Source organism: Nocardioides sp. (genome assembly GCF_964228225.1).
Classification (GTDB): Bacteria; Actinomycetota; Actinomycetes; order Propionibacteriales; family Nocardioidaceae; genus Nocardioides.
Map to the genome: position 1 here is coordinate 71,842 of NZ_CAXQZB010000046.1, position 15,103 is coordinate 86,944.

At 73.1% G+C, this 15,103-nt stretch carries 14 protein-coding genes; 1 reads left to right on the forward strand and 13 read right to left on the reverse strand.

All coding sequences use genetic code 11. From position 1 onward, the window contains the following. Positions 1–13: 13 nt before the first annotated feature. The 10 genes from ACERUJ_RS10630 to ACERUJ_RS10675 all read right to left on the reverse strand — a co-directional run bounded on the left by ACERUJ_RS10630 (position 14) and on the right by ACERUJ_RS10675 (position 10,855). Positions 14–1,030, reverse strand: coding sequence for an FKBP-type peptidyl-prolyl cis-trans isomerase (locus tag ACERUJ_RS10630; protein WP_370248497.1), 1,017 nt, complete (start codon positions 1,028–1,030; stop codon positions 14–16). An 81-nt stretch (positions 1,031–1,111) separates the two neighbouring features. After that, positions 1,112–2,473 carry a Pup--protein ligase gene (gene pafA / locus ACERUJ_RS10635; protein WP_370248498.1) on the reverse strand — a complete coding sequence of 454 codons (1,362 nt, stop codon included), beginning with the start codon at positions 2,471–2,473 and terminating at the stop codon, positions 1,112–1,114. Positions 2,474–2,563: 90 nt separating this feature from the next. Continuing rightward, entirely contained in the window at positions 2,564–3,346 is a 783-nt protein-coding gene (prcA, locus tag ACERUJ_RS10640; RefSeq protein WP_370248499.1) for a proteasome subunit alpha, read from the reverse strand. Beyond that, entirely contained in the window at positions 3,343–4,191 is an 849-nt protein-coding gene (prcB, locus tag ACERUJ_RS10645) for a proteasome subunit beta (RefSeq protein WP_370248619.1), read from the reverse strand. The genes prcA and prcB overlap by 4 nt, the downstream gene beginning before the upstream one ends. A 13-nt stretch (positions 4,192–4,204) precedes the next feature. Continuing rightward, a complete protein-coding gene (locus tag ACERUJ_RS10650) occupies positions 4,205–4,402 on the reverse strand; it encodes a ubiquitin-like protein Pup (RefSeq protein WP_370248500.1) in 198 nt (65 codons plus the stop codon). A 55-nt stretch (positions 4,403–4,457) separates the two neighbouring features. Further along, positions 4,458–5,966, reverse strand: coding sequence for a depupylase/deamidase Dop (gene dop / locus ACERUJ_RS10655; RefSeq protein ID WP_370248501.1), 1,509 nt, complete (start codon positions 5,964–5,966; stop codon positions 4,458–4,460). Positions 5,967–6,080: 114 nt separating this feature from the next. Next, positions 6,081–7,781 carry a proteasome ATPase gene (gene arc, locus ACERUJ_RS10660; RefSeq protein ID WP_372715306.1) on the reverse strand — a complete coding sequence of 567 codons (1,701 nt, stop codon included), beginning with the start codon at positions 7,779–7,781 and terminating at the stop codon, positions 6,081–6,083. A gap of 193 nt (positions 7,782–7,974) precedes the next feature. Then, complete coding sequence (locus tag ACERUJ_RS10665; RefSeq protein ID WP_370248503.1) at positions 7,975–8,724, reverse strand: glutamine amidotransferase; 750 nt, start codon at positions 8,722–8,724, stop codon at positions 7,975–7,977. Between the two features lie 18 nt (positions 8,725–8,742). Continuing rightward, positions 8,743–9,636: a tRNA (adenine-N1)-methyltransferase gene (locus ACERUJ_RS10670; RefSeq protein ID WP_370248620.1), complete on the reverse strand. Its 894-nt coding sequence runs from the start codon at positions 9,634–9,636 to the stop codon at positions 8,743–8,745. Between the two features lie 46 nt (positions 9,637–9,682). Beyond that, positions 9,683–10,855, reverse strand: coding sequence for a site-2 protease family protein (locus ACERUJ_RS10675; RefSeq protein ID WP_370248504.1), 1,173 nt, complete (start codon positions 10,853–10,855; stop codon positions 9,683–9,685). A 67-nt stretch (positions 10,856–10,922) separates the two neighbouring features. On the opposite strand from ACERUJ_RS10675, the gene ACERUJ_RS10680 reads away from it, so the two are divergent. Further along, positions 10,923–11,723: a RecB family exonuclease gene (locus ACERUJ_RS10680; protein WP_370248505.1), complete on the forward strand. Its 801-nt coding sequence runs from the start codon at positions 10,923–10,925 to the stop codon at positions 11,721–11,723. 21 nt (positions 11,724–11,744) lie between these two features. On the opposite strand, the gene ACERUJ_RS10685 is transcribed toward ACERUJ_RS10680, so the two are convergent. Genes ACERUJ_RS10685 through ACERUJ_RS10695 form a run of 3 tightly spaced genes read right to left on the reverse strand, consistent with a single transcriptional unit; the run spans position 11,745 to position 15,065 of the window. Continuing rightward, entirely contained in the window at positions 11,745–13,088 is a 1,344-nt protein-coding gene (locus ACERUJ_RS10685; RefSeq protein ID WP_370248506.1) for an ABC transporter ATP-binding protein, read from the reverse strand. Further along, complete coding sequence (locus ACERUJ_RS10690) at positions 13,072–14,145, reverse strand: ABC transporter ATP-binding protein (RefSeq protein ID WP_370248507.1); 1,074 nt, start codon at positions 14,143–14,145, stop codon at positions 13,072–13,074. Before ACERUJ_RS10690 ends, ACERUJ_RS10685 begins: the two co-directional genes overlap by 17 nt. Further along, positions 14,142–15,065, reverse strand: a complete 924-nt coding sequence (locus ACERUJ_RS10695) for an ABC transporter permease (protein WP_370248508.1) — start codon at positions 15,063–15,065, stop codon at positions 14,142–14,144. Before ACERUJ_RS10695 ends, ACERUJ_RS10690 begins: the two co-directional genes overlap by 4 nt. Positions 15,066–15,103 lie beyond the last annotated feature (38 nt).

Sequence of the window (15,103 nt, forward strand, 5' to 3'; positions counted from 1 at the left end):
GAGGTGCGGGTGCTCAGAGCGCGCCGAGGACGTCGATCACGAAGTAGAGCGTGGAGTCCGGCGGGATCTGCTCGCCCTGGCCCTGCTTCCCGTAGCCCAGGTCCGGCGGGATCTGCAGCATCACGCGGCTGCCGACCGGCACGCCGACCAGCGCCCGGTCCCAGCCCTTGATGACCGCACCGGTGCCGATGGAGGTGTTGAAGGACCCGCGGCTGAACGACTCGTCGAACGGGGTCGAGCTGCCGTACACGGCGCCGAGGTAGTTGACCGTGAGCTGGTCGTTCTTCGCCACCGGCTCCCCCTCACCCTCGACGAGCAGCGCCTTGAGCAGCGTGCCGGTGGGCTTCGGGGTGCCGGTGAAGTCGAGCCCGGCGGGCTTGCCCTTCGCGTAGGTGATCCTCGGGGCCCAGGCGGGCGCGGGCCGGGAGGTGCCGGCCGGCTTCTCGAGCGGGGTGTAGTCCAGCACGTCGGCGACGATCACGAGGCCGTCCTTGTTGCCGATGCCCGCCGCCACGATCGGCTCGGCGTACACGGCGTCGCCGAACACCTCGTCGGCCCCCGCGGTGATGACGACGCGGCTGCCCTTGGTCGTGCCGTCGGGCAGCTCGGTGGCGACGAACTCCGCCACCGCCGCCGCGAGGGTGCCGGGCTGGCCGGGGGTGCCGATGGTGACCTGGGCCGGGGCGTCGTCGCCGTCGTAGGTGTCGACCACCGTCTCCTGCGTGAACCCGTTGCCCACGAGCAGGTCGAGGTAGACCTGGTCGCCGTCGGCGAGCGCCGCACCGTCACCGGTGGCCGTGACGTCGACCTCCGGCGTGGTGGCGGCCATCTTGTCCTTCCACTCCAGCGTGGGGGCCGCACCGGGCTCGCCCGAGACCGTGACGGCGTCGAGCCGCTCGGCGGCGTCGAACGCCGGGGTGGCGTCGGTGCCGCACGCCGCGAGCGCGGAGACGAGGGCGAGCCCCGCCGCGATCGGCACGAGGCGGGGAGTGCGGGTGGCGCGGGGGACTCGGCGCAGGGTGAGCGGCACGGCTCTACTTCCTCACAGGCTCAGGCCACGCGGGCCGGGGCAGCGTCAGTTCAGGTCGATCGGGGGCAGCCTACCGGCACGTCACATGCCGTCGATGAGGCGCTGCACCCGCTCGTCGTAGGCCTTGAACGGGTCCTTGCACAACACGGTTCGCTGGGCCTGATCGTTGAGCTTGAGGTGCACCCAGTCGACGGTGAAGTCGCGGCGCCGCTCCTGGGCCTTGCGGATGAACTCGCCGCGCAGCCGCGCGCGCGTGGTGGCGGGCGGCCGCGACTTGGCCTCGAAGATCCTCAGGTCCGTGGTGACCCGGGCGACGGCACCGCGCTTCTCGAGCAGGTAGTACAGCCCCCGGTTGCGGTGGATGTCGTGGTAGGCCAGGTCCAGCTGGGCGATGCGGGGGTGGCCCAGGGGCAGGCCGTGCTTGGCGCGGTACCGGTCGATGAGCTTCCACTTGATGACCCAGTCGATCTCGCGGTCCACGAGGCTGAGGTCGTCGGACTCCACCGCCTTGAGGGTGCGCTCCCACAGGTCGAGGGTGCGCTCGATCGTCGGGGTGCTGATGCCGCGGGCGTCCACGAAGTCACGGGCCTTGCCGAGGTACTCCGCCTGGATCTCCAGGGCGCTGGCCTCCCGGCCGTTGGCCAGGCGGACCTTGCGTCGGCCGGTGACGTCGTGGCTGATCTCGCGGATGGCGCGGATCGGGTTCTCCAGCGTGAGGTCGCGCATCACCACGCCCTCCTCGATCATCCGCAGCACCAGGTCGCAGGAGGCCACCTTGAGCAGGGTGGTGGTCTCGCTCATGTTGGAGTCGCCGACGATGACGTGCAGCCGGCGGTACTTCTCGGCGTCGGCGTGGGGTTCGTCGCGGGTGTTGATGATCGGGCGGGAGCGCGTGGTGGCGCTGCTGACGCCCTCCCAGATGTGCTCCGCACGCTGGCTGACGCTGTAGGCCGCCCCGCGCGGGCTCTGGGTGACCTTGCCGGCGCCGACCACGATCTGGCGGGTCACGAGGAAGGGGATCAGGACGTCGGCGAGCCGGCTGAACTCACCGGCCCGGCTGACCAGGTAGTTCTCGTGGCAGCCGTAGGAGTTGCCGGCGGAGTCGGTGTTGTTCTTGAACAGGTAGATCTCACCGGCGATGCCCTCGTCGTGCAGGCGCTGCTCGGCGTCGAGGAGCAGCCCCTCCAGAACCCGCTCCCCCGCCTTGTCGTGGGTCACGAGGTCGATGAGGTCGTCGCACTCGGGCGTGGCGTACTCCGGGTGGCTGCCGACGTCGAGGTAGAGGCGGGCGCCGTTGCGCAGGAAGACGTTGCTGCTGCGCCCCCACGACACGACCTTGCGGAACAGGTAGCGCGCGACCTCGTCGGGGCTGAGGCGGCGCTGGCCCTTGAACGTGCAGGTGACGCCGTACTCGTTCTCGATCCCGAAGATCCGCCGGTCCATGTCCCAACCCTACGGGCCCGGACCGCACGCGCGGGTGACCACCGCCGAAACGATCCGCCCCCGCTCCCGGACGGGGAGCGGGGGCGGGTCTCAGGCCGGAGGGGCGATCGGTGGCTCGTCGGTCCCGGCCGCAGGCGCCCCGGGGGCCGCGGAGGCGTCGGGCGCCGGTGCCGCGGCCCGCTCGCCGAGCAGGTCCTCCAGGCGCGCCGGCATCAGCCGCAGGAACTTGCGGGTCTGCGCGCGGGTGCGGTCGAGGACCGCCACCTCGAGGTCGCCGACGGGGATCACCCGGTCGCCGGTCTCGGAGTGGCCCAGGGCCGTCACCGCCGCGCGCAGGGCGTCGGCCAGCGGCGCCCCGACGACGTCGGCCTCGCGCAGCCGGGTGGCCACCGCCTCGGCGGAGCCGCCCATCACCGCGAACCCCTGCTCGTCGGCCACCTGACCGTCGTAGGTGAGGCGGAAGATCTGGTCCTCGCCGGGCGTGTCGCCCACCTCGGCCACGAAGATCTCGACCTCGTAGGGCTTCTCACCGCCGCTGGAGAAGATCGTGCCGAGGGTCTGGGCGTAGGCGTTGGCCAGGCCGCGACCAGTGACGTCGCGCCGGTCGTAGGCGTAGCCGCGCATGTCGGCCAGCCGCACCCCGGCGATCCGCAGGTTCTCGAACTCGTTGTAGCGGCCGACCGCGGCGAAGGCGATGCGGTCGTAGATCTCGGAGACCTTGTGCAGCGCCTGGCTGGGGTTCTCGGAGACGAACAGGATGCCGTCGGCGTACTGCACCGCCACCACGGACCGGCCCCGGGCGATGCCCTTGCGGGCGAAGTCGGCCCGGTCCTTCATCAGCTGCTCGGGCGAGACGTAGAACGGCGCACTCATGCGGCACCTCCGGTGAGCGGGGCGAGCGGACCGTCGGGGCGCTGCATCCGGGCGCCGACGACGCGCTCGGCGACGGCGGCCACCTCGGCCTCGTCCCAGCGGCGCCCGCCGTCGGCAGTGACGACGTGCACGACCGGGAAGATCCGGCGACCGAGGTCGGGTCCGCCCGTGGCGGAGTCGTCGTCGGCGGCGTCGTAGAGCGCCTGCACGGCGGCCTCGACGGCCTCCTCGGCGGCGAGGTCGCCGCGGTAGAGCTTCTTCAGCGCGCCGCGGGCGAACAGCGAGCCGGAGCCGACGGCGTGGAAGCCGAACTCCTCGTAGCGCCCGCCGGTGACGTCGAAGCTGAAGATCCGACCCACGCCGGCGCGGGTGTCGAAGCCGGCGAAGAGCGGCACGACCGCCAGGCCCTGCATCGCCATGCCGAGGTTGTTGCGGATCAGCGTGGAGAGGCGGTTGGCCTTGCCGTCGAAGGAGAGCTGGTTGCCCTCGATCTTCTCGTAGTGCTCGAGCTCGGTCTGGAACAGCCGCACCATCTCGACCGCCAGCCCCGCGGTGCCGGCGATGCCGACCGCGGAGTACTCGTCGGCCGGGAAGACCTTCTGGATGTCGCGCTGGGCGATGAGGTTGCCCATCGTGGCGCGCCGGTCGCCCGCGATCACGGCCCCGCCGGGGAAGGTGAGCGCGACGATGGTGGTGCCGTGCGGCGCCAGGTCGGCGTGGTCGCCGGGTCCGCCGACGCCCGTGCGGCGCGCGGGCAGCAGGTCCGGGGACTGCTCGGCGAGGAAGTCGGCGAAGGAGGACGTGCCGGGACGCAGGTACCCCGCCGGGAGTCGGGGGTCGTTCAGCCCGTTCAAGCCCTCACTCCCCGCCCTTCTGGATGAAGGACTTCACGAAGTCCTCGGCGTTGGACTCCAGGACCTCGTCGATCTCGTCGAGGATGTCGTCCACGTCGTTGTCGAGGGATTCCTTGCGCTCGGCGAGGTCGGTCTCGGCGACCACCTCGGTGGTCTCCTCGGTCTCGGAGGACCGTCGCGGCTGCTTCTGCTCCTGGGCCATGCTCCGACCCTATCCATCCGCGCCCACCCGTGGGAGGAGGATCCGCGCGGACCGGTCAGCGGGTGAGTGCGGCGAACAGCTCGGCGGCGGTGTCGCACCGGTCGAGCAGGTCGCCCACGTGGGCCCGGCTGCCGCGCAGCGGGTCGATCGTGGGCACCCGCTGCAGCGACTCCCGACCCGGGAGGTCGAAGATCACCGAGTCCCACGACGCCGCCGCCACGTGCTCGGCGTACTTCTCCAGGCAGCGGCCGCGGAAGTAGGCGCGGGTGTCGGTCGGCGGGTCGTGCATCGCCCGCTCGACGGCGTCGTCGGTGAGCAGACGCTGCATCCGACCGGCCCGGACGAGCCGGTGGTAGAGGCCCTTCTCGGGGCGGATGTCGGAGTACTGGTAGTCGATGAGCTGCAGCTTGGGGTCGTCCCAGGCCAGCCCGTCGCGGGCCCGGTACTGCTCGACCAGGCGCAGCTTGGCGACCCAGTCCAGCTCACCGGCCAGGCTCATCGGGTCGCGGGCGAGCCGGTCGAGCACGTCCTCCCACCGGGCGAGGACGTCGAGGGTCTGGGCGTCGGCGTCGGCCCCGAAGCGGTCCTCCACGAACTTGCGGGCCTGGTCGAGGTACTCCAGCTGCAGCTCGAGGGCGGTGAGGCTGCGGCCGTCGCGCAGGGTGAGCCGGTGCTGCAGGGTCGGGTCGTGCGAGACCGCCCGCAGCGCCGAGACGGGACCGTCCACCGAGAGGTCGCGGCTCAGGAACCGGTCCTCGATCATCGCCAGCACCAAGGTGGTGGTGCCGATCTTGAGGTAGGTGGAGATCTCGGAGAGGTTGGCGTCACCGATGATGACGTGCAGCCGGCGGTACTTCTCCGGGTCGGCATGGGGCTCGTCGCGGGTGTTGATGATGGGGCGCTTGAGCGTGGTCTCCAGGCCGACCTCGACCTCGAAGAAGTCGGCGCGCTGGCTGATCTGGAAGCCCTGGTCGCGGCCGTCCTGGCCGCGCCCGACCCGGCCGGCCCCGCAGATCACCTGCCGGGAGACGAAGAAGGGCGTGAGGTGCTTGATGATCTCGCCGAAGACCGTCGAGCGGCGCATCAGGTAGTTCTCGTGCGCGCCGTAGGAGGCGCCCTTGTTGTCGGTGTTGTTCTTGTAGAGCACGATCTGCGGGTTGCCGGGCAGCTGGGCGGCCCGGCGGCTGGCGTCGAGCATGACCTGCTCCCCCGCCTTGTCCCACAGCACGATGTCCAGCGGTGTGGTGACCTCCGGCGTGGAGTACTCGGGGTGGGCGTGGTCGACGTAGAGCCGCGCGCCGTTGGTGAGGATGACGTTGGCCAGGCCCAGGTCCTCGTCGGTGAGCTGGCTGGGGTCGGCCACGTGCCGCGACATGTCGAAGCCGCGGGCGTCGCGCAGCGGGAACTCCTCCTCGAAGTCCCAGCGCGCCCGGCGCGCCTTGAGGGTCGCGCTGGCGTAGGCGTTGACCACCTGGCTGGAGGCCACCATCGGGTTGGCGAGCGGCTGGCCCACCACCGAGATGCCGTACTCGACCTCGGTGCCCATCACGCGTCGCACGCTCATGGGGCCGAGCCTACGCGTCGTGCTCCCACCCGGAACGACGACGGCCGCCGTCCCGGACGGGGACGACGGCCGACGGATCGAGCAGGGGGCGGGCGGGGGTCGGGTCAGGAGCCCTTACAGGTACTGACCGGTGTTGGAGACGGTGTCGATCGAGCGGCCGGGCTCGGTGCCCTGCTTGCCGGTGATCAGGGTGCGGATGAACACGATCCGCTCCCCCTTCTTGCCCGAGATCCGCGCCCAGTCGTCGGGGTTGGTGGTGTTGGGCAGGTCCTCGTTCTCCTTGAACTCGTCGACGCACGCCTGGAGCAGGTGGCTGACGCGCAGACCCCGCTGGTCGTGGTCGAGCAGGTCCTTGATCGCCATCTTCTTGGCGCGGTCGACGATGTTCTGGATCATCGCGCCGGAGTTGAAGTCCTTGAAGTACAGGACCTCCTTGTCGCCGTTGGCGTAGGTGACCTCGAGGAACCGGTTCTCGTCGGTCTCGGAGTACATCCGCTCGACCGTGGCCCGGATCATCCCGGCCACGCACGCCTCGCGGTCGCCGCCGAACTCGGCGAGGTCGTCGGCGTGCAGCGGCAGCCGGGCGGTGAGGTACTTGGAGAAGATGTCGCGCGCCGACTCGGCGTCGGGGCGCTCGATCTTGATCTTCACGTCGAGGCGACCGGGGCGCAGGATCGCGGGGTCGATCATGTCCTCGCGGTTGGACGCACCGATCACCAGCACGTTCTCGAGCAGCTCCACGCCGTCGATCTCGCTGAGCAGCTGCGGGACGATGGTGTTCTCGACGTCGGAGGACACCCCCGAGCCGCGGGTGCGGAACAGCGAGTCCATCTCGTCGAAGAACACGATGACCGGCGTGCCGGAGCTCGCCTTCTCCCGCGCCCGCTGGAAGACGAGCCGGATGTGGCGCTCGGTCTCGCCGACGTACTTGTTGAGCAGCTCGGGGCCCTTGATGTTGAGGAAGTAGGACTTCCCCTCCTGGCCGGTCTTCGCCGCGACCTTCTTGGCCAGGCTGTTCGCGACGGCCTTGGCGATCAGCGTCTTGCCGCAGCCCGGAGGACCGTAGAGCAGGATGCCCTTGGGCGGCTTGAGCTCGTGCTCGGCGAACAGCTCGGGATAGAGGTAGGGCAGCTCGACGGCGTCCTGGATCATCTCGATCTGGTTGCCCAGGCCACCGATGGAGTCGTAGGCGATGTCGGGCACCTCCTCGAGCACGAGCTCCTCGACCTCGGACTTCGGCACGACCTCGTAGACGTGGTTGGACCGGGAGTCCAGCAGCAGCGAGTCGCCCGCGCGCAGCGTGAGCCCGCGCAGCGGCTCGGCGAGGCGCACGATGCGCTCCTCGTCGGCGTTGGCGATGATCAGCACCCGTTCGCCGTCGGCGAGCAGCTCCTTGAACATCACGACCTCGCCGATCTTCTCGAACGCCATCGCCTCGACGACGTTGAGCGCCTCGTTGAGCATGACCTCCTGGCCGGGCTGCAGACCGTCGAGGTCGACCGCGGGGCTGACGTTGACGCGCAGCTTGCGACCCCCGGTGAACACGTCCACCGAGTCGTCCTCGTGACGCTCGAGGAAGGTCCCGAAGCCCGCCGGCGGCTGCGCCAGCCGGTCGACCTCCTCCTTGAGCTTGGTGATCTGGTCGCGGGCCTCGCGCAGCGTCTGCGCGAGGCGCTCGTTCTGTGCGCTCAGCGCCGCGAGCGACCGCTGGGCGTCGCCCAGTCGCGACTCCAGCACCCGCGCGGACGGCGACCCGTCGGACAGTCGTCGGCGCAGCTCGCCGACCTCGCCCTCCAGGAATCGCACCTGGGCCATCAGTTCCTCAGCACTCGGCGTGCGGCCGGCGCTCTCACCCATGTTCGACATTCGCCCACCTCCTGTCCTCGCGACCCTACCGCCGTCGGCGCGAGTCCGAGGGGTGAGTCGGCGCGAAGTCGGTCACGATTCGATCCCGGTCCGTGAGCGGGCCGGTGAGCGGGCCGGTGGGGGGGCCGGTGGGGGGGTGGGCTCAGACGCGGGCGTAGCGCCGCGCGAACGCGTCGAGCACCCCGCCCGCGGCGGTCACCGGCGTCCGGGCGGCCTCGGTCAGCAGCGCGTCGGCGTCGGCGGGGTCGAAGTAGCCGTGGTGGGCGTAGGCGCGCACCCGGACCGTGAGCCCCGCCAGATCCAGCTCGGGGTGGAACTGGGTGACGTAGGCGTGCGCCCCCAGCCGGAAGGCCTGCACCGGGCAGGTGGGCCCGGTGGCGAGCACGACGGCGTCGGGCGGGGGCGTGCTGAGGGCCTCCTTGTGGGCGCCGTAGGCCGCGAACCGGTCGGGCATCGCGGCGAACAGCGGGTCGGCGCGGCCGGCGTCGGTGAGCTCGACCCAGGTGGCGCCCACCGGCTCACCGTGGGTGGTGTCGACCACGCCGCCGGCCCACGAGCCGACGGTGCCGACGCCGTAGCAGACCCCGAGGAAGGGCACCCCTCCCGGCACGACCACGTCGAGCAGGTGGGCGAGGTCGGCCTCCGCGGCCTGCTGGACCGGCGACTTCGCCTCCGCGGGGTCCGACCACGTGAAGGAGCCGCCGCCGAGCACGAGGCCGTCCCACCGGCGGGCCGCGACGTCGGCGAGGAGCGACGGCGACACGGGGTCGACGCCCAGCTGGTGCCGCTCGACCGCGGCCACGGGCACCCCGAGGTGCCGGGCGAACGCCTCGTGCTCGTCGCGCACGACCTCCTCGCCGTCGCGGATCGAGAGCAGCAGGAACCGCGTCACCGGGTGGTCACCCGGCCCTCACTCGGCCTCGTCCACGGGCACGCCCGGCGGGCGGGGACCCTGGTAGTCCGGGCCGTAGGCGCCGGGCGCGGGCCGGCGCTTCTTCAGCGGAGCACGCTCGCCGGGCGCCATGCGGCGGGCGGTGATGAGGAAGGCGGTGTGGCCGATCATCTTGTGCCCGGGACGCACGGCCAGGCCCTCGACGTGCCAGTCGCGCACGAGCGACTCCCAGGCCTGCGGCTCGGTGAAGCCGCCGTGCAGGCGCACGGTCTCGACGAAGCGCGACATCTGGGTGGTGGTGGCGACATAGGCGCACACCAGGCCGCCGGGGCGCAGCGCGTCGGCGGCGGCGTCCAGGCACTCCCAGGGCGCGAGCATGTCGAGGATCAGCCGGTCGCAGCGCAGGCCCCGGGCCGGGAGCTCCTCGGCGAGGTCGCCGAGGTGGAGCGTCCAGGCGGGGTGCTCGCCGCCGAAGAACTGCTCGACGTTGCGGCGGGCGACGGTGGCGAACTCCCCGCGCCGCTCGAAGGACGTCACCCGGCCGTGGGGACCGACCGCCCGCAGCAGCGAGCAGGTGAGGGCGCCCGACCCGGCCCCGGCCTCCACGACGTCGGCCCCGGGGAAGATGTCGGCCAGCGCGACGATCTGGGCGGCGTCCTTGGGGTAGACCACGGCGGCGCCGCGGGGCATCGAGACGACGAACTCCGAGAGCAGCGGCCGGAACACGAGGTACTCCCCGCCCGCGGACGACACGACGGTGAAGCCCTCCTCGCGCCCGATCAGCTCGTCGTGCTCGAGGTGGCCGCGGTTGGAGAAGAACCGCTTGCCGGGCTCCAGGCAGATGTTGTGACGACGGCCCTTGCCGTCCACGAGCCGCACCCACTCCCCGGCCGCGAGCGGGCCGCGGTGCACCCCCGCCCACGCCTCGGCGGGCACGTCGGGCTGGACCGGGGGGACATCAGGGGTGCTGGACACCCGCTGAACGGTAGTCGGTGCCCGTACCGCGGTGCTTCACGGCCCGCACGACGTCGGCACGGTGCACGACGCCGGTCGGGCGGCCGGTGTCGTCGACCAGCACCCAGTGCGCCCAGGAGCGCCCCTGGTCGGGGGCGGTGCCGTCGGCGACGGCCCGGCGCAGCCGCGTGAGCAGGGCGTGGGCCGTGGCCGTCTCGGGCAGCAGCTGGCCGCGCTCCAGGGGGGCGACGGCACCGTCGACGAGCAGGCCCACGGGCCCACGGGCGCCGTCCACGACCACGGCGGCGACCGCGGTGTCGGGCCGGCGCACGGGGTGGCCGGCCTGCACCGCCACCACCGGGCGGGCCACGTCGCGCAGGTCGACGGCGGCCCACCGGGCCAGCTGTGCCCGTTCGCGCTGCTGCGCCCACCGGGGCGCGGTGGCCTGCGCGACCGCGACGGCCGCGAGGAGCAGGCCGAGCACGAGCAGGCCCGCGCCGATCGCCGGGACCCGGCCGGTGCTCCCGGCGTCGCCCGCGTCGCGTGCGAGGAGCAGGCTCAGGCCCGCCACGCCCAGCACGACGCCGACCACGCCACCGAGCCGCACGGCCCAGCGTCGGCCCTGGTCGCGGTCGCCGGTGAGCACCCACAGCGCGGCGGCGAGCATCCGGCCGCCGTCCAGGGGCAGGGCCGGCACGAGGTCGACCAGCCCGAGCAGCAGCGCGCCGACCGCGACGACCTCCGCGGCGGCGCCGACCGCGCCGGGCGCCAGGACCGCCAGCACCGCCGCCGCGACGCCCACGCCGAGGGTGGCCGCCGGACCGGCGAGCACCACCAGCGCCTCGTCGGTGGGCCGGGCCGCGACCCCCCGCACCTCGGTGCGGCCGCCAGCGGCGCCCAGGCCGATCCGGTCGACGGCGAGACCGCACCGCCGCGCCGCCCACGCGTGCCCCCACTCGTGGGCCAGCGCAGTGGCGTAGAGGACGAGGGCGGCCAGCAGGGCGAGCAGGAAGGCCGCCGGCGCCGCGAGCGCCGGATCCACCGAGCGCAGCCGGGGCGCGAGGGCCAGCGCCAGCAGGACCGCGACCGGTCCGCAGGCCCACGAGACCGTGACCGGGAGTCCGCCGACGCGGAGCCGCAGGCCCCGCGCGGAGGGACGCGCCAGCCCGGTCGACATGCTGGCGAGCCTAGAGCAGGCCCGGTCACCGTCCGGGTGTGTCGGAGCCCGGCCCTACCCTGACGACATGGACACGACGGTGGCGCCCGAGGCGGTCGCGCAGGGCCCGTCGCTGTCGCCGAGCCGCGCGGGCGACTTCCTCACCTGCGCCCTGCTCTACCGCTTCCGCGCCATCGACCGGTTGCCCGAGCCGCCCTCCCCCGAGGCCGTGCGCGGCACCGTCATCCACCGGGTCCTGGAACTGCTCTACGACCGGCCCGCGGCCGAGCGCACCCCGGCCGAGGCGGCCCGGCTGCTGGCACCGGCGTGGGCGGAGGTCCGGGCCGCCGAGCCGGAGCGCAGCGACCTGTTCCCCGACGATCCCGACGGCGACGCCGAGCGGGCCTGGCTCGCCGGGGCGGACGCGGTGCTCGCCCGCTACTTCGACCTCGAGGACCCCCGCCGTCTCGAGCCGGCGGCCCGCGAGGTCGCCGTCTCCGCCCGACTCCCCTCGGGGCTGACCGTGCGCGGCATCGTCGACCGGATCGACGAGCGATCCGACGGCGCGCTGCGCGTCGTGGACTACAAGTCCGGACGGGCACCCGCGCCCGAGTGGGAGCGTCGCGCGCTGTTCCAGCTGCGCTTCTACGCCCTGGTGCTCCAGCACGAGCGCGGGACCGTGCCGCGGGCCCTGCGGATGGTCTACCTCGGCAGCGGCGAGGTGCTCGACGTCGAGGTCGAGCCGCACGACCTCGCGCTCACCGAGCGCAAGGTCGACGCCGTCTGGGCCGCGATCCAGGAGGCCACGACCACCGACACCTGGGAGCCCACCCCCTCGGCCGCCTGCCGCTGGTGCTCGTTCCGCGACCGCTGCCCGGCCGTCGACTGAACCCCACGCCTCCGGGTGCGGTCACGGCGCGGTGGGCTCGGGCACGTGCACGCACGCCGCCTGGACCGCCCCGTCCGGACGCAGCCGGGGGTCGGTCGCCGCGGCGAACCGGACCCGCACGCCGCCGGCCTCCACCGCGACGGACGTGACGCCCCGCCACAGCGGATCGGGGTCCACGGCGTCGCGCAACGACGTCAGGAGCGCGGCCGCCCGCTCGGGATCGGGCGAGCGCAGGAGCGCCTCCACCTCCCCGGTGGTGGTCTCGACCCGGCCGGCCAGGCCCTCCAGGTCCTCGAACAGCGCCCGCTCGGCCGCGAAGTCCACCCCCTCCTCGGTCCAGTGCTGGTCGAGCACGGCCGGCAGGTCGCGCGGCTCCCAGCCGCAGCCGGCCACCGCCTCGGCGCATCGCGGATGGAACGAGCAGCCCCGTGGCGGGGCGGCGGCGTCGGGGATCTCCCCGCGCGGGAGCAGGCTCACCCGCTCGCGCGACGGATCGGGGTCGGGGATCGCCGCGAGCAGCGCCTTGGTGTAGGGGTGCCGGGGCCGGGCGAAGATCTCCGCGACCGGTCCGACCTCCACGATCCGGCCCAGGTACATGATCGCGATCCGGTCGCAGAAGTACTTCGCGCTCGCGAGGTCGTGGGTGATGTAGAGGTAGCTCAGTCCCAGGTCGGCCTTGAGGTCGAGCATCAGCTGCAGGATCTTGGCCCGCACGCTCATGTCGAGCATCGAGATCGGCTCGTCGGCGACCAGCACCTCCGGGCCCACGATGATCGCCCGCGCGATGACGGCACGTTGGCGCTGCCCGCCGGAGAGGTCGGCGGGGTAGCGATCCGCGAACCGGGCGGCCGGCGCGAGCCCGACCCGCTCCAGGGTCTCCGCCACCCGGCGCTTCGCCTCCTCCCCCGTGGCGACGCCGTGGATGCGCAGCGGATGACCCACCGCCTCCCCGATCGTCATTGAGGGGTTCAGGGCGGCCGAGGGGTCCTGGAAGACCATCTGCACCCGGGTGCGGAGTCGCCGCAGGTCGGCGCCGCGCAGGGCCGTCACGTCCTGCACGCCGGTTTCCGCGTGGTAGCGGATGGTGCCGCCGGTGGCCGGTGCCATGCCGAGCAGGGCCCGTCCGAGCGTGGTCTTGCCGCTGCCGGACTCCCCCACGACCCCGAGCACCTCGCCGCGGTGCAGCCGCAGGCTCACGCCGTCCAGCGCGTCGACCGAGCGCGTGCGCAGCCCGAGCAGCCGGGAGAGGGCGGTGCCCTGCAGCCGGTAGGTGACCCGGAGGTCCTCGGCCTCCATGACCACCGGGTCGAGCAGCGGCTCCCCCGTGGGCCCGCGGTGGTCGGCGGGCTCAGGCTTCGTCGGCATCGGCGATCTCCCCTCGGTGCGGGTGGCGGCGCTCGGCCTCGGTCAGGGCCGCCGCGGCGGCGGTGTCGTGGCGCACCTCGGCGGCCCAGCAGGCCACCTCGACGCCGCCGACGCGCCCGGGCCGGGGCGCCCGCTCGGTGCAGACGGCGAGGGCGTCGGGGCAGCGCGGGTGGAACCGGCACCCGGCGGGCGGCTCCACCAGGTCGGGCGGGGCGCCCGGGATCGAGTGCAGTCCGGTGGTGCGCAGCGAGATCGTGGAGGCCAGCAGCTCCCGGGTGTAGCTGTGCTGGGGATCGGCGAAGACCTCCCGCGCGGGACCGACCTCGACGATGCGCCCGGCGTACATCACGGCCACGCGGTCGCAGGCCTCGGCGATGATCCCGAGGTTGTGGGTGATCAGCAGGAATGCGGTGTCGGAGGCGGCGCGCAGGTCGTGGAGGATGCGGATGATCTGTGCCTCGACCAGCACGTCGAGGGCGGTGGTGGGTTCGTCGGCCACCACGACGGCGGGGCGCAGCACCAGGGCCAGGGCGATCATCAGCCGTTGCCGCATGCCGCCGCTGAACTCGTGGGGATAGGCCCGGAACCGCGTGGGCGGGATGCCCATCAGCCGCAGCGCCTCCACCGACCGTGCCTGCACCTCGGCGTCGGACAGGCCGGGCTCGTGCACCTTCAGCGTCTCGGCGAAGTGGTCGCTGATCCGCATCACCGGGTTCAGGCGCGTGAGCGGGTCCTGGAAGATCATGCCGATCCCGCTGCCGCGCAGCCGGTGCTGCTCGCGGGGCCGCAGGGTGAGCAGGTCCTGGTCCCGGAAGCGCAGCTCGCCGTCGCGGGCGGTGCCGGGGGGCAGCAGCCCCAGCAGCGCGCGCCCGAGCGTCGACTTGCCGCACCCCGACTCCCCCACGAGCCCGACGACCTCGCCGGGCCGCAGGGTGAGGTCGACGCCGTCGACCGCGCGGACCGGGCCGCGGTCGGTGCCGTACCAGACCCGCAGGTCGCGGGCCTCGAGCACGGGGGCGGGGTCCTGCTCGCCGGCGACGAGTCGATCGGCGGTCATGGGGCCTCCTCGGGCCGGGCGGGCAGCACCACCGCGGTGCGACGGGGTCGGCGCAGGGTCGGGTTGAGGGTCTCGCTCAGCCCCTCCCCGACCAGGGTGAGGGCGGTGACGAGCAGGATGATCGCCAGCCCCGGCCACAGCGCGGGACCGAGGTCGCCGGCCGCGACGTCGTCCAGGGCCCGGCTCAGGTCGTAGCCCCAGTCGGCCGCCTCGTTGGGCGGGATGCCGAGGCCGAGGAAGCCCAGCGCCGCGAGGGTGCCGAGGGCGTCGGCAGCGTTGAGGGTGCCGATCACCGGCACCGAGGAGGTCACGTTGGGCAGCAGGTAGCGGCGCATGACCGTGATCGGACGCGCGCCGAGCGCCTCCGCGGCCTCGACGTAGGTGGCCTGACGCGCCGCGACGGTGGTGTTGCGCACCACGCGGAAGTACTGGGGGATGTAGATCGCCGTGAGCGACAGGGCGGCGGCCAGGATGCTGCCCCCGATCCGCTCGCGCAGCATGAAGGAGAACACGATGGCCAGCAGCAGCGAGGGGAAGGAGTAGAGCGCGTCCATGAGGAAGACGGTGATCCGGTCGAACCAGCCTCCGAGGTAGCCCGAGACGAGCCCGAGGAGCACCCCGATCACCGCGGACAGCACCACCGAGAGCACGACGACGAGCACGGCGGTGCGGGCGCCCCACACGACCCGGGAGAAGATGTCGTAGAACTGGTCGTTGGTGCCCAGCAGGTGACCCGGCCCCGGTCCGGACGTCTTGGGGAAGCGCACCCCGTCGCTGCTGTTCTGGTCGAAGCCGTAGGGCGCGATCCACGGGGCGAACAGGGCGAAGAGCACGAACACGGTCGTGACGACGAGGCCGACGAGCAGGATCCAGCGCGCGAGACCCTCGGTGCGCCACGCCCGTCGTGCGGTCGCGCGCACGCGTCCCCCCGTCCGGCGCCGGTGTGCAGGGGTGCTCA

Bases quoted from the DNA above. Each gene is read 5' to 3' on its own strand.
- pafA (WP_370248498.1), bottom strand. From the start codon at position 2,473: ATGGACCGGCGGATCTTCGGGATCGAGAACGAGTACGGCGTCACCTGC.
- prcA (WP_370248499.1), bottom strand. From the start codon at position 3,346: ATGAGTGCGCCGTTCTACGTCTCGCCCGAGCAGCTGATGAAGGACCGG.
- ACERUJ_RS10650 (WP_370248500.1), bottom strand. From the start codon at position 4,402: ATGGCCCAGGAGCAGAAGCAGCCGCGACGGTCCTCCGAGACCGAGGAG.
- dop (WP_370248501.1), bottom strand. From the start codon at position 5,966: ATGAGCGTGCGACGCGTGATGGGCACCGAGGTCGAGTACGGCATCTCG.
- arc (WP_372715306.1), bottom strand. From the start codon at position 7,781: ATGGCCCAGGTGCGATTCCTGGAGGGCGAGGTCGGCGAGCTGCGCCGA.
- ACERUJ_RS10675 (WP_370248504.1), bottom strand. From the start codon at position 10,855: ATGTCGACCGGGCTGGCGCGTCCCTCCGCGCGGGGCCTGCGGCTCCGC.
- ACERUJ_RS10680 (WP_370248505.1), top strand. From the start codon at position 10,923: ATGGACACGACGGTGGCGCCCGAGGCGGTCGCGCAGGGCCCGTCGCTG.
- ACERUJ_RS10685 (WP_370248506.1), bottom strand. From the start codon at position 13,088: ATGCCGACGAAGCCTGAGCCCGCCGACCACCGCGGGCCCACGGGGGAG.
- ACERUJ_RS10690 (WP_370248507.1), bottom strand. From the start codon at position 14,145: ATGACCGCCGATCGACTCGTCGCCGGCGAGCAGGACCCCGCCCCCGTG.